General features: G+C 67.0%; 11 protein-coding genes. 7 read left to right on the top strand and 4 right to left on the bottom strand.

Annotated features, from left to right (window positions below):
• The first annotated feature begins 23 nt into the window (after positions 1-23).
• The 5 genes from tolQ (at position 24) to pal (ending at position 4,043) form a co-directional block, all read left to right on the top strand.
• Positions 24-737 (top strand): protein TolQ, encoded by a 714-nt coding sequence (gene tolQ, locus SLG_RS01230; RefSeq protein WP_014074577.1) that lies wholly within the window; start codon positions 24-26, stop codon positions 735-737.
• Entirely contained in the window at positions 737-1,207 is a 471-nt protein-coding gene (locus tag SLG_RS01225; RefSeq protein ID WP_014074576.1) for an ExbD/TolR family protein, read from the top strand. Before tolQ ends, SLG_RS01225 begins: the two co-directional genes overlap by 1 nt.
• Before the next feature lie 7 nt (positions 1,208-1,214).
• A complete protein-coding gene (locus SLG_RS01220; protein WP_014074575.1) occupies positions 1,215-2,084 on the top strand; it encodes a TonB C-terminal domain-containing protein in 870 nt (289 codons plus the stop codon).
• Complete coding sequence (gene tolB / locus SLG_RS01215; protein WP_014074574.1) at positions 2,081-3,424, top strand: Tol-Pal system beta propeller repeat protein TolB; 1,344 nt, start codon at positions 2,081-2,083, stop codon at positions 3,422-3,424. The genes SLG_RS01220 and tolB overlap by 4 nt, the downstream gene beginning before the upstream one ends.
• Positions 3,425-3,530: 106 nt before the next feature.
• Complete coding sequence (pal, locus tag SLG_RS01210) at positions 3,531-4,043, top strand: peptidoglycan-associated lipoprotein Pal (RefSeq protein WP_014074573.1); 513 nt, start codon at positions 3,531-3,533, stop codon at positions 4,041-4,043.
• A gap of 171 nt (positions 4,044-4,214) precedes the next feature.
• Here the strand turns inward: pal and SLG_RS20145 are convergent, their stop codons facing one another.
• From SLG_RS20145 to SLG_RS01195, 3 genes are all read right to left on the bottom strand, one after another.
• Positions 4,215-4,664, bottom strand: coding sequence for a hypothetical protein (locus SLG_RS20145; RefSeq protein WP_148276456.1), 450 nt, complete (start codon positions 4,662-4,664; stop codon positions 4,215-4,217).
• An 83-nt stretch (positions 4,665-4,747) separates the two neighbouring features.
• Positions 4,748-5,050 (bottom strand): hypothetical protein, encoded by a 303-nt coding sequence (locus SLG_RS01200; protein WP_041391668.1) that lies wholly within the window; start codon positions 5,048-5,050, stop codon positions 4,748-4,750.
• Positions 5,051-5,077: 27 nt separating this feature from the next.
• Positions 5,078-7,939: a M16 family metallopeptidase gene (locus SLG_RS01195; RefSeq protein WP_014074570.1), complete on the bottom strand. Its 2,862-nt coding sequence runs from the start codon at positions 7,937-7,939 to the stop codon at positions 5,078-5,080.
• 194 nt (positions 7,940-8,133) lie between these two features.
• Here SLG_RS01195 and SLG_RS01190 point away from each other — a divergent pair, with 194 nt between their 5' ends.
• Positions 8,134-9,723 carry a leucyl aminopeptidase gene (locus SLG_RS01190; RefSeq protein WP_014074569.1) on the top strand — a complete coding sequence of 530 codons (1,590 nt, stop codon included), beginning with the start codon at positions 8,134-8,136 and terminating at the stop codon, positions 9,721-9,723.
• Positions 9,724-9,920: 197 nt separating this feature from the next.
• Entirely contained in the window at positions 9,921-12,500 is a 2,580-nt protein-coding gene (clpB, locus tag SLG_RS01185; protein ID WP_014074568.1) for an ATP-dependent chaperone ClpB, read from the top strand.
• Between the two features lie 209 nt (positions 12,501-12,709).
• Here the strand turns inward: clpB and SLG_RS01180 are convergent, their stop codons facing one another.
• Positions 12,710-12,985, bottom strand: coding sequence for a hypothetical protein (locus tag SLG_RS01180; RefSeq protein WP_041391667.1), 276 nt, complete (start codon positions 12,983-12,985; stop codon positions 12,710-12,712).
• Positions 12,986-13,083: the final 98 nt, after the last annotated feature.

Here is a 13,083-nt window from a genome sequence, read left to right as displayed (position 1 = left end):
AGCCCGGAGAGATTGATTCGCTCATGACCCTGCCGCCTTTCCTTGCCGCTGCGCTGCCGCCGGCCTCGACCGGTCCGATCACCCTGTCGCCGCTCACCCTGTTCATGGAAGCGGACATCGTCGTGAAGATCGTCATGCTCGGCCTGCTGGCGGCGAGCGTGTGGACCTGGAGCATCATCGTCAGCTTCTCGGGCCGCCTGAAGACCCTGCGCAAGGGCTGCGAGGAGTATGAGCGCGCGTTCTGGCAGGCCAAGGACATGGACGCCTTCGTGAAGGAGCGGGGCAAGGAGGATCTGCCGAGCGCGCAGTTGCTGTCCGCCGCGATCGGGGAGTGGCGGCGCTCCACTGCCCTGCGGGGCATGCAGGCGGAAGGGACGCGGGATCGGCTGGCCACAGCGATGGGATCGGCCCTCGCCGGCACCATCGACCGGATTTCGGACCGGCTGAACATCCTGGCGACCGTCGGCTCGGTGGCGCCCTTCGTTGGCCTCTTCGGTACCGTCTGGGGCATCATGCGCAGCTTCACGGCAATCGCGGGCGAGCAGAACACCAGCCTCGCCGTGGTGGCGCCGGGCATCGCGGAAGCGCTGTTCGCGACCGCGATCGGCCTCTTCGCGGCCATTCCGGCCGTCATCGCCTACAACCGGCTCAGCCATGGCGTGAACCGGCTCGAGGCGCGGCTCCAGCGTTTTTCGGACGGCCTCTACACCACGTTCAGCCGGGAGCTTGAAGCCTGATGTCGATGAGCCTTCCTCCCGGCCGGCGCGGCGGCGGGCGCCGGGCTCCCATGGCGGAGATCAACGTGACGCCGCTGGTGGACGTCATGCTGGTGCTGCTCATCATCTTCATGGTCACAGCGCCCCTGCTGGTCACCGGCGTTCCCATCCGCCTGCCCGAATCCCGCGCCCGCGCGCTTGATCAGGACCAGCGGCCGAGCGTTCTGTCCATCGACCGGGACGGCGCGCTGTTCCTGAACGACGAGCCGGTGCCGGAACAGGCGCTGCCGCAGCGCCTTGCCGCTCTGCGCGAGACGCTCTCACCCACCGACCAGCTGTTCCTGCGCGCCGATGCCGGACTGGATTATGGCACGGTGATGCGTGTGATGGGCGAACTGAACCGGGCGGGGCTGGACCGCGTGTCGCTCGTCACGACGGCTGGCACAACTGGATCGGATTCGTCCAGCACGCGTTCATCTGGCGATCAATAGGCCGTTCATGATGGACCGGAGCGAACGTCTCGGACTGGGGGTGTCGACGGCAGGCCATGTCCTGCTGTTCGGCGCGCTGTCGCTCGGCCTGCTCACGACCAGCGTGACTCTGCCCCCGCCGCCCGCGACGATCGACGTCTCGCTCGCGGACAGCATTGCCCTCGAAAGTCGGACCACCGAGCCCGCGGCGGAGACCGCGACCAGCGCCGTTGCGCCCGAAGTGGGCGAGACGGAGCCCGATGCCGCGCCGCCCGAGCCCGTGGAAGCGGCGCCGGCGCCGCTCGCTCCCCCGCCGCGGCCTGCCGCGCCGGAGCGGCCTAGCGCCACGCAGCCCGCACCGCCCAAGCCGCGCGAGACGCCCCGGCCGACACCGCCCAAGGCCACGCCGAAGGAACAGCAGAAGCCCGCACCAGCGAAGGCGGAGGCCAAGCCGCAGGAAAAGCCCCGGCCTCAGCGCGCTTCGCGCCTTGGCAGCGATTTCCTCAAGGGACTGGAGAGTGATGCGCCGCCATCCCGCAATGCGCCTGCCACCAGCGGATCGGCCGCGCCGATGGGCGCGGTGGCCGCGCGCGCGCTCAATGCGGAGATCAACCGGCAGATCAAGCCCCATTGGCGCCCGCCTTCCGGTGCCGATGCCGATCGGCTCGTGACGTTGCTCAGCGTCCATCTCGACCGGAACGGCGCGGTCGTGGGACGGATCGAAGTGGTGGGCCAGCAAGGCATCACCGCCAGCAATCGTGCTCAGGCAGACCTGCATGCCGAGCGTGCCATCCAGGCCGTGATGCGCGCGTCGCCGTTCCGTAACCTGCCGCCGGAATATTACGACCAGTGGAAATGGCTCCAGCCCCTCAGATTTGACGCGAGACTGTCCCAATGACCTTGTCCATTCTTCCGCGCCTGCGCGGCGCCATGTGTCTTTTCGCCACCGTTCTCGTCACTGCGCCTGCCGCCGCGCAGCTCAGCGTGGACGTGACCGGCCAGATCGAGAATGATCTGCGCATCGCGATTCCGCCCATGCCGGCGCAGCAGAATGTCGAGACGCCAGCCGGTTCGACCGAGCTGCTCGGGCAGAAAATCGCCGAAGTCATTGCCAATGACCTGCGCAACAGCGGCCTGTTCACGCCGCTCGGGCCGGATGGCATGCCGCGCCCCTCGATCGCGGCTGTCACCAATCCCGAGTTCGAGCGTTGGTCCGCCATGAACGCGGAGGCGCTGGTGCAGGGTTTCGTGCGGTCGGCCGGCGGGGACTCGCAGATCACCGTGGGCTGCTATCTTTTCGACGTCGCGCTCAAGAGCGAACTGACGCGGCAGGGCTATGTCGTCGCGCCGCGCGACTGGCGCCGCGCCGCGCACCGCTGCGCGGACCTCATCTACTCCCGCCTCACCGGCGAAAGCCCCTTCTTCGACAGCCGCATCGCCTATATCGCGGAGACAGGCCCCAAGGATAACAGGGTCAAGCGCCTCGCGATCATGGACAGCGACGGCGCGAATCACCGCTTCATCACCAATGGCCAGAGCCTCGCGCTCACGCCGCGCTGGTCGCCCGACTACAAGTCGATCGCTTATGTGAGCTATGTCGGGAAGACCGTCCGCATCTACATCTACGATGTGGATCAGGGACGCCAGCGCGCCATCCTCGAAACGAACAACGCAGTTTTCGCCCCACGCTGGTCGCCGGATGGCCGCACGCTGCTCTATTCGATGGCAAGTGGCGGCAATACCGACATCTACAAGATCGGGGTGAATGGCGGGCGGCCGGTCCGGCTGACCAACACGCCAGGCATCAATGTCGGCGGCTCCTTCTCGCCAGACGGCGCGCGCATCGTGTTCGAGAGCGATCGTTCAGGCGGGCAGCAGATCTATGTGATGAATGCTGATGGTTCGGACCAGCGCCGCATCAGCTTCGGCGGCGGTCGCTATGCCACGCCCGAGTGGAGCCCGCGCGGGGACCTCATCGCCTTCACCAAGATCGCGGGCAATTTCCGCATCGGCGTGATGAGCCCGAGCGGCGGCAACGAGCGCCTGCTGACCAATGGCTGGCAGGACGAGGCGCCGACCTGGTCCCCCAACGGCCGGGTGCTGCAGTTCTTCCGCACCAGCCAGGGGCGTGGCGGCCGCTCGTCGATCTGGCAAGTGGACCTGACCGGGGTGAACCTGCGGCAGATCCAGACGCCGGTAGATGGTTCCGACCCGGCCTGGGGTCCCCTGTTGCAATGAGATTTTGGAACGAATTCATGACGTTTGGTGGTTGACTTGTCGGCCAAACGCCCCGAGCATGCGATGAACGGTTACCCCTTTGAGCGAGGACAATAGGAGAAGACCCATGCGTACGACATCTGTGATGCTACTTGTTTCCAGTGCCGCGCTGGCACTATCGGCCTGCTCCAAGAAAGCGCCCGAAGACATTCCGCCGCCGCCAGCCGATACGGCTCCGACGACACCGACCCCGCCGCCCCCGCCGTCCGGCCCCGTTGCCGGCAGCCAGGCGGACTTCATCGCGAGCGTCACGTCGGACACCATCCTCTTCGATACCGACAAGAGCGATATCGATGACGAAGATCGCGCCGTGCTGCGCAGCCAGGCCGAATGGCTGATGCGTTATCCCAATAAGCGCATCACGGTGGAAGGCCATTGCGACGAGCGCGGCACGCGCGAATATAACCTCGCTCTGGGCGAGCGCCGCGCCAACGCCGCCAAGAATTATCTGGCGGCCCTGGGCATCGACGCCGGCCGGATCACGACCATCAGCTATGGCAAGGAGCGCCCGGTGGCGCTGGGATCGGACGAAGCCAGCTGGGCCCAGAATCGCCGCGCGGTCACCGTCACGGTCGACTGAAGCAGCCATCGATCACATGGAAAGGGCGGTCGTCACTGCGACCGCCCTTTTTCGTGTCCGGCTTCCGCGCTTGGAGGAGGGGGGAAGCGCTGAGGCGCGAAGCAGGGCATTGCGCAAGTGTCGTGGGCGCAGTCGGCAAGTCCGGCCGTTTCCAGGCAGCGCCCGGGCTCGTCAGACCCGACCGCGCCTGTTCTGGGCAACGATCCGCGGGTCATGCGCGCCGACCTTCATCCGGCTGTTGCGCAAGGCCACGAGGAAAGCACCCAGTGCCGCCGGAACCACCAGCAGATGGAGATCGTGAAAGAGTCCCGCGCCGGGAAGATGGTGGAACCACCAGAGGATGGCGCCCAGCAGGAGCCCCGCGAAACCCCCGGCGGACAGGCGCCACGGAACCGGACCATCATAGACGCTGACGAGGTCGGCTTGCTGGAGCAGGGCGCGCAAGGCGGCTTCGCCCTCGGCATCGAGCGGCAGGTCGATGGCGCCGGCGCATTGCCGGATGCGGTCCAGCTCCGCATCGCGAAGCGGCGATGAGGTGAAGTCGCCCCAGTCCTGACCGCTGCCGGTGCGGTTCAGGAACGCCGTGATGGCGCCAACGACATAATGCCGCTCATTCCGCATGTCCGTTCCCGAGTGCCCGATGATTGCCATCGGGCATCCTGCGCCGTGCAGAAGGGGGGCAGGAGGCCGCCCCCCGTTCCGGTTCAGCCGCGCCGCGTGCCAGACATGGTGAGCGTGCCGAAGGCGCCGGCATCGATCGTGCCGGTGATCGTGCCCTCGTTCACCACCGCCTCGCATTTCAGCGTCATCGGCATGGGCATGGTCATTTCCATCGTCCAGCTCAGGCGATTGCCGTCCACCTTGCCGTCCTTCACGTCGAGCGAACCGAGCGGCCCGGCGTTCGTGCCGTTGAACCTGTCCCCGTCCGTCACGATCGTGAAGACACTGGGCTGCTCGCCCATCGGCGTCTTCGTGATGCAGTCATAGGCGCCGTCGACCTTGGTCATGGCTGTCTCCTTCATAGCATGGCCGGGCTATTGAGCAGCCGGCGAGTCCGAGTCAATCTCCGTCACGGGCATGCCGAGCGCATCGAGCTGGTCCTTGATCTTCGCCTTGTCACCGACCACGACCCAGCTCAGCCGGGCGGGATCGATCAGGGTGTGGGCTGCCTTGTCCAGCTCCTCCGGCGTCAGCGCGGCATAACGCTGGCCCAGCGTCTCCACATAAGTGAACGGCCGGCCGAACAGCGCGTCCGCCTGCATCTGGCCAAGCACCGCGCCCGTGGTCTCGAAGCGCGCCGGCAACTTGGCGATCTCCCCGCTGATGACGCGGCGGAACTCCTGCGGCGTCACGCCCCTGGCGCCCACGAACTGCGCGATATCGTCCCGCATGGCGGCGATGGCAGGCCCCGTCTTGTCCGCCTGCACCGGCGCCGCGACGATATAGGGGCTGCGCTCCACGCGCGGCGTGAGATAGGCGCGCACGCCATAGGACCAGCCCTTCACTTCGCGGATGTCGGTATTGAGCCGCGACAGGAAATCATCGCCCAGGATGACATTGGCCGTGCTGAAGGCCAGCAGGTCGTCGCTGCCCTTCGCGCTCGTGACCACGCCGCCCAGGATCATCGATTGAGGCGATTGCGGCCGGTCGATCAGATAAACGCCGGGCTTGGGGTCCGGAATCGTCACGGCGAAGTCCTTGGTGGGCGAGGCCATGCGATTCTGCGGCCAGCTTCCGAACCGGGCATCGAGCAGAGGCTTGATCTCCGCCATGGTGATGTCGCCCGCCACGAAGATCTGTGCCTTGCCGGGCACCATCCAGGAGCTGTGATAGCGCAGGAGATCCTCGCGAGTGATGGCCTTCACGCTGGCTTCGTCACCACGGCCGCTGGCCGAGCTGCCATAAGGATGCTCGCTGCCATAAAGCAGCGGGAAGATGGCGCGGCTCGCCAGTCCCTGGGGCTGCGTTTTTTCCGCGGCGATGCCGGCGAGCTGAGTCGCGCGCAGGCGTTCGACCTCGCCCGGAGCGAAGGCGGGATTGCGCACCACGTCGTCCAGCAGGTCAAGCGAGGGCGCGAGATTGGCCTTGAGCGCGAAGAGAGAGACGGACGTGCGGTCCATGCTCTGGCCGGTCGAGATGCTGGCGCCCAGCCGTTCCTGCTCCTCGGCGATCTGGATCGTCGAGCGCGTGGTCGTGCCTTCGTCGAGCAGGCTCAGCATCAGCGCGCTCAGGCCCAGCCGGTCCTTGCGGTCGCTCGCGATGCCGGCGTCGAAGCTGACGGCGATCCGCACGGCAGGCACCGTCGCGCGGCGGGCGAGGTGGACCTTGATGCCATTGGCGAGCGTCGCGGTCTCGACATCGGGAAAATCGAGCGCCGGGCTCGACGTCACGTCCGGCAGTGCCAGCTTCGGCGCGGCGGCAGGCGCGGTTTCCTGCGCAGCCGCTTCGCCCGGCGCGCTCACCGCGGCTTCCTCATAGGCCTCGCGCTCGCCCGGTTCGACCTTGAGCGCGTAGACCGGGCGCGTCAGCCAGCGCTGCATCGCGGCGGTCACGCCCTTGGGCGTGGCGGAGGCGATAGCGGCGAGGTCCTTCTTGTACTGGCCCGGATCCCCCGCATAAAGCAGCCCCTCGGCAAGGGTCGTCGCCTTGCCCCCAAAGCCGCCGACCACTTCCAGCGCTGCGATTTCCGCTGAAACCTGCCGGGTCGCGACGCGCGTCACTTCGTCGGCGGACGGGCCGGTCTTCACATAATCGGCGATGATCTCGTCCAGCCGGCGCGAGACCAGCTCGGGGTCCACGCCAGGCTTCACGTCAGCCGTCACTTCAACGAAGCCGATCTGCTCGAATTGCTGCAGGCTCGCCGTCACGCCGACCGCGACCTGTTCCTTGCGCACCAGCTCGTTGTCGAGCCGCGAGCTGGAGAGCCCGCCGAGCACGGCCGCGCCTACTGCGAGCAGCGAGGAATCCTTGTCGTTGCGCCCCGGCGTCACCCACATGCGGTGGAGCCGGGTGGTCGCGACGCGATCCTTCATCACCTGATCGATGCGCGCCGGCAGCGTCGGCACCGGGGAGACGACCGGCTTCACGACCGGACCGGCGGGAATGGCGCCGAAATATTTCTCCGCCTTCTCCCGCGCCGTCTGCAGGTCGATATCGCCAGCGAGCACGAGAATCGCGTTGTTCGGTCCGTAATTGTCCCGGAACCAGGTCTTCACGTCTTCCAGGCTGGCACTGTCCAGATCGGCCATCGAGCCGATGGTGGAGTGGGCATAAGGGTGACCCTTCGGCAGCAGGGCGGCGAGCTGCGCATATTCGACGAGGCCGTAAGGCTGGTTGTCGCCCTGACGCTTCTCATTCTGGACCACGGCGCGCTGCGCGTCGAGCTTGGCCTGCGTGACCGCGCCCAGCAGATGGCCCATGCGGTCCGCCTCGGCGAACAGGGCGAGGTCGAGCGCGCCGGTGGGCATCGTCTCGACATAATTGGTGCGATCGAACCAGGTGGAGCCGTTCAGCCCGCTCGCGCCCGCGCCCATCAGCGTCTCGTCGGGCGTCGGCACATTCTCCGATCCCCCGAACATCAGATGCTCGAAAAGATGGGCAAAGCCGGTCTTGCCCTCGGGCTCGTTCTTGGAGCCCACGCGATAATAGACGGTGACGCCGACCACCGGCGCTTTCCGATCGGTATGGACGATCACGCGCAGGCCATTCTTCAGCGTGAACATCTCATAGGGAATGTCGACTTGCCGGACGAGGTCGGTCAGCGGCGCGGGTTTCACTGCGGCTGCGGGACTGCCCTGCGCCCAGACCGGGGTCGCAGTGCCCAGCGACAGGATGAGCGCCGCGCTGCAGACGCCGGAGAAGAAGGAGAGGGAGCGCTTTGGGAAAATCAGAGCCATGCGGAACTCCAGGAGCAGGGCGGGCGGCCGGCCGTGCCACGGCGGCGCCTCAGGATGGCGGGACCATAGCCGCGTGGCGCGGCCGTGCAATGCGTCTGCTGTCTGGACAGGATCATTTTCCGGCCTAGTCTGGCTCCAAGGACACGCCTTCGGGCGCAAAGATCCGATCCTGCCTTCAGAGGAGACATACACTCGTGCGCCCAGTCGTCGCTTCTCTTGCCCTTTCATTTGCTGCTTTCGCGTCCGCGCCGCTTGCCGCGCAGGCCGTGGTCGGGACCGCCGTGCCGCCGAGCACCGTCCCGAACAGCGACCCGCGCCCCTTCCGCTTCGCAACGCAGGCCAGTGCGCAGGGCGCCTTGGTGGTGCCTATGAGCGGCACCGCGCTGCCCGCGCTGTCCGGCGTAACGCTCGATGAGGCCAGCCGCGCTGCCGTGACCCGTGCGATCGGAGATGCCGGCTTCAAGGGCGGGAAGAAGGAGACGCTGGCGCTGCGCGGGATTGGTGGCTGGGCGCAGATCCTGCTGGTGGGCACGGGCCCGCTGCCGCAGGACGAAGCGCTTCGTGCCGCCTTGCGGGATGCCGGCGGCCGTGCCGCGCAGGCGCTGGTGAGCGAGAAGCAGCCGGTGGTCTTCGCCGTACCGACTGGTCTCGGCGCGGCTGCGCAGACGGCCGAATTCGCGCTCGGCTATGCGCTTGGCCAGTATCGGTTCGACCGATACAAGAGCGATCGCAAGGCACCCCCGGTCGATCCGGTGACGTTCGTGAGTGCCGATGCGGAAGCGATGGGCACGCTGTGGCGTGACCGCCTCGCCGCGCAGGCCGAGGCTGTCACGCTCTCGCGCGACCTCGCGACGGAGCCGGCCAATGTGATCTATCCCGAATCCTTCGTAGAGCGGACGCGCACCGCCCTGGCCGGCGTGCCCGGCGTCAGCATCGAGGTGCTGGACGAGCCGGCGATGCGCAAGCTGGGCATGGGGTCCATTCTCGGCGTGGGGCAGGGCTCGACGCGACCGCCCCGCATGATGGTGGTAAGCTACAAGGGTGCCGGTGCGCCGGCCGCGCCGCTCGCCATCGTCGGCAAGGGCATCACGTTCGACAGCGGCGGCATCAGCCTCAAGCCCGGGGCGGGCATGGGGCGGATGAAGACGGACATGTCCGGCGCTGCCACTGCCGTCGCCACTGTCCTGTCGCTGGCAAAGGCGAAGGCGCCGGTCAACGTCGTGGCGGTGGCCGCGCTGGCCGAGAACATGCCCGGCGGCAATGCCCAGCGGCCCGGCGACGTCGTGCGCACGATGAGCGGCAAGACCGTCGAGATCATCAGCACGGATGCCGAGGGGCGGATGGTGCTGGCCGACGGCATCGAATATGTGGTCGACAGGTACAAGCCTGCCGCGGTCATCACCATCGCGACACTCACCGGTGCCGCGGTGCGGGCACTGGACGACGAGTATACCGCGCTGTTCGGCCGGCATGATGATCTGATCGAGGCGATCGATGCCGTCGGCACGCCCACGGGCGAGGCGGTGTGGCGCCTGCCGCTGCATGACAGCTACGCCGATGATCTGCGCTCGCCCATCGCGGACCTCAAGCATGGCGGGGATGGCCCGGGGGCCAGCATCGGCGCATGGTTCGTCGGTTCCTTCGTGAAGGAAGGCACGCCCTGGGCACATCTCGACATCGCCGGCACGGCCTGGACCGACCGCGGCGACGCAGTGACGCCCAAGGGGGCAACCGCCTGGGGCGTCCGCCTGCTTGACGAACTGGCGCGCAGCTGGAAGCCCTGATAAGTCTCGCGTGGCGGGCTTCGTGCTCGCCGCGCGCTCCTCTTGTGGTTGACTCGCGTCAAGGCGCGCCCACATGCGGCCGGGCAGTGTCCCCCTCGAGGACGGGAGCGGGGCACTGCGCGGACTAAGATTCCCATGCCTGCACCCTTGTGTTGCACATCAGCAACACTATCTGGAAGGCCGCGAAGGGAGAGACCATGAACCTCGAAAAATTCACTGACCGCGCCAAGGGCTTCCTCCAGAGCGCGCAGACCGTGGCGATCCGCATGAACCATCAGCAGATCGCGCCGGACCATCTTCTCAAGGCGCTGCTCGAAGACGAGCAGGGCATGGCGAGCGGGCTCATCCGCGCAGCGGGTGGTGACGCGCAGCGCGCGCTCAGCGAGACAGACCTCGCCCTCTCGAAGATTCCCGCCGTGTCCGGTGGCGGCGCCCAGCAGGCGCCCGGCCTCAACAATGATTCGGTGCGCGTGCTCGATCAGGCCGAGCAGGTCGCGCAGAAGGCGGGGGACAGCTACGTTACCGTCGAGCGGCTGCTGCTCGCCCTGGCGCTCAGCCTCAACACCAGCGCTGGCAAGGCGCTGCAGGCGGCGGGCGTGAAAGCCGATGCGCTCAATGCCGCGATCAATGAGCTGCGCAAGGGCAAGACAGCGGACACAGCGTCCGCCGAGGACCGCTATGACGCGCTCAAGAAGTTCGCCCGCGACCTGACCGAGGCGGCGCGGGAGGGCAAACTCGATCCGGTGATCGGCCGTGACGAAGAGATCCGTCGCACCATCCAGATCCTTGCCCGGCGTACCAAGAACAATCCGGTGCTGATTGGCGAACCCGGCGTCGGCAAGACCGCCATCGCGGAAGGACTTGCGCTGCGCATCGCCAATGGCGACGTGCCCGATACGCTCAAGGGCCGCACGCTGATGGCGCTCGACATGGGCAGCCTGATTGCGGGCGCTAAATATCGCGGTGAGTTCGAGGAGCGGCTGAAGGGCGTGCTCGACGAAGTGAAGGCCGGCGAGGGCGACATCATCCTGTTCGTCGACGAGATGCACACGCTGATCGGCGCGGGCAAGAGCGAAGGCGCGATGGACGCCTCCAACCTGCTGAAGCCCGCTCTCGCACGCGGCGAGCTGCATTGCATCGGCGCGACCACGCTCGATGAATATCGCAAATATGTCGAGAAGGACCCGGCGCTCCAGCGGCGCTTCCAGCCCGTGTTCGTCGGTGAGCCGACAGTGGAGGATACCATCTCCATCCTGCGCGGCATCAAGGACAAATATGAGACGCACCACGGTGTGCGGATCGCGGACGCGGCCATCGTCTCGGCCGCGACGCTATCGAACCGCTACATCACCGACCGCTTCCTGCCGGACAAGGCGATCGACCTCATGGACGAGGCCGCGAGCCGCATCCGCATGGAAGTGGAGAGCAAGCCCGAGGAGATCGAGAATCTCGACCGGCGCATCATGCAGCTCCAGATCGAACGCGAGGCGCTCAAGAAGGAAAGCGACCAGCCCAGCAAGGATCGCCTTGCCGCGCTGGAGGAGGATCTCGCCAATCTCGAGCAGCAGTCGGCCGAGCTGACGCAGCGCTGGCAGGCGGAGAAGGACAAGATCGCCGGCGAGGCCAAGCTCAAGGAGCAGCTCGACGCGGCGCGCATCGCGCTGGAGCAGGCGCAGCGCAATGGCGAATATGCCAAGGCGGGCGAGCTGCAATATGGCACCATCCCCGGGCTGGAGAAGCAGCTCGCCGAGGCGCAGTCCGCATCCCAGGGCGCGATGCTGCGGGAGGAAGTGACGAGCGAGGATATCGCGAGCGTCGTCTCCCGCTGGACCGGCATTCCCGTCGACAGGATGATGGAAGGCGAGCGCGAGAAGCTGCTCGCCATGGAAGCCGAGCTGGGCAAGCGCGTGATCGGTCAGGCCGACGCAGTGAAGGCCGTCTCCACCGCCGTGCGCCGCTCGCGGGCCGGCCTGCAGGACCCCAACCGGCCGCTCGGCAGCTTCCTCTTCCTCGGCCCCACGGGCGTCGGCAAGACGGAGCTGACCAAGGCGCTCGCCGGCTTCCTGTTCGACGATGACAACGCGATGGTCCGCATCGACATGAGCGAGTTCATGGAGAAGCACAGCGTCGCGCGGCTGATCGGTGCCCCTCCGGGCTATGTCGGCTATGAGGAAGGCGGCGTGCTCACCGAGGCGGTGCGGCGCCGGCCCTATCAGGTCGTGCTGTTCGACGAAGTGGAGAAGGCGCATGCCGACGTGTTCAACGTGCTCCTCCAGGTGCTCGACGATGGCCGTCTGACCGACGGGCAGGGGCGCACGGTGGATTTCACCAACACCATCATCGTGCTGACCTCCAATCTCGGCAGCCAGTTCATCGCCAGCCTTGCCGACGATGAACCCGTCGAGAAGGTCGAGGATCAGGTGATGGATGTGGTGCGGGCCCATTTCCGGCCCGAGTTCCTGAACCGGCTCGACGAGATCGTGCTGTTCCATCGCCTCGGTGCCGAACATATGGGGCCGATCGTAGACATCCAGGTCGGCCGCGTCGGGCGGCTGCTCAAGGACCGCAAGGTCACGCTCGACCTCACGGATGCCGCGCGGGCCTGGCTGGGCCGGGTGGGCTATGATCCGGTCTATGGCGCGCGGCCGCTCAAGCGGGCGGTGCAGCGCTATCTCCAGGATCCGCTGGCCGATCTCATCCTGCGCGGCGAAGTGCCGGATGGCGCGACGGTCCATGTCGATGAAGGGGACGGCGGCCTTAGCCTGAAGGTGACCTGATCAGCCAGAGGGGGCGTCGCCGGTTCAACGGCGATGCTCTCCTCCCGACTCGTGTCTTTGCGCCCTGCGGCGGCCCGATCCGATGACTGAACAGGCCTGACGCGAAAAGGCGGCGCCCATGAAAGGGTCGCCGCCTTTTCGCGCTTCATGTCCCCTGGTGCCGGAGCATCAGGTTCTGGCCGGGCAATCCGGCAAAGTCATGTCGGCGTTCAGCCGCCGACCATGCCCGCGCCCATGCCGCGGCTGCGCGTCACCAGATCATCCGCATCGCCCTGCTGCTGTTCGCGGCTTGCAAGCCACTCGGCATTGGTCTTGCAGACGCGCTGCTTGCGCACGAGCGATCCGGTGACCTCGAGCCGACGGCAGCGCACAGCGTCGGGATGATCCTTGGGAAGCTTGGCGGGCTCGGCCGAGTCCGGCTGGGCCTGGGCCATGGCGGGCACCGCCGGAGTCGCAAGGAGAAGAGCAATGAGCGCAAGACGCATGAAGCACATCCTCAGGCAGGCGGATAAGCCGCAGATGAGGTGAATATGCCAAAAACAGAACGCGAAGACAAGTTGCCGCAGCGCACAATGGTTCGCTG

This window comes from Sphingobium sp. SYK-6, assembly GCF_000283515.1.
Classification (GTDB): Bacteria; Pseudomonadota; Alphaproteobacteria; order Sphingomonadales; family Sphingomonadaceae; genus Sphingobium; species Sphingobium lignivorans.
This window is presented reverse-complemented; position numbering and strand designations above follow the sequence as displayed.

Coding starts and splice junctions, on each gene's coding strand:
- SLG_RS01220 (WP_014074575.1), top strand. CDS start 1,215: ATGATGGACCGGAGCGAACGTCTCGGACTGGGGGTGTCGACGGCAGGC.
- tolB (WP_014074574.1), top strand. CDS start 2,081: ATGACCTTGTCCATTCTTCCGCGCCTGCGCGGCGCCATGTGTCTTTTC.
- SLG_RS01195 (WP_014074570.1), bottom strand. CDS start 7,939: ATGGCTCTGATTTTCCCAAAGCGCTCCCTCTCCTTCTTCTCCGGCGTC.
- pal (WP_014074573.1), top strand. CDS start 3,531: ATGCGTACGACATCTGTGATGCTACTTGTTTCCAGTGCCGCGCTGGCA.
- SLG_RS20145 (WP_148276456.1), bottom strand. CDS start 4,664: ATGCGGAATGAGCGGCATTATGTCGTTGGCGCCATCACGGCGTTCCTG.
- SLG_RS01200 (WP_041391668.1), bottom strand. CDS start 5,050: ATGACCAAGGTCGACGGCGCCTATGACTGCATCACGAAGACGCCGATG.
- SLG_RS01180 (WP_041391667.1), bottom strand. CDS start 12,985: ATGCGTCTTGCGCTCATTGCTCTTCTCCTTGCGACTCCGGCGGTGCCC.
- clpB (WP_014074568.1), top strand. CDS start 9,921: ATGAACCTCGAAAAATTCACTGACCGCGCCAAGGGCTTCCTCCAGAGC.
- tolQ (WP_014074577.1), top strand. CDS start 24: ATGACCCTGCCGCCTTTCCTTGCCGCTGCGCTGCCGCCGGCCTCGACC.
- SLG_RS01225 (WP_014074576.1), top strand. CDS start 737: ATGTCGATGAGCCTTCCTCCCGGCCGGCGCGGCGGCGGGCGCCGGGCT.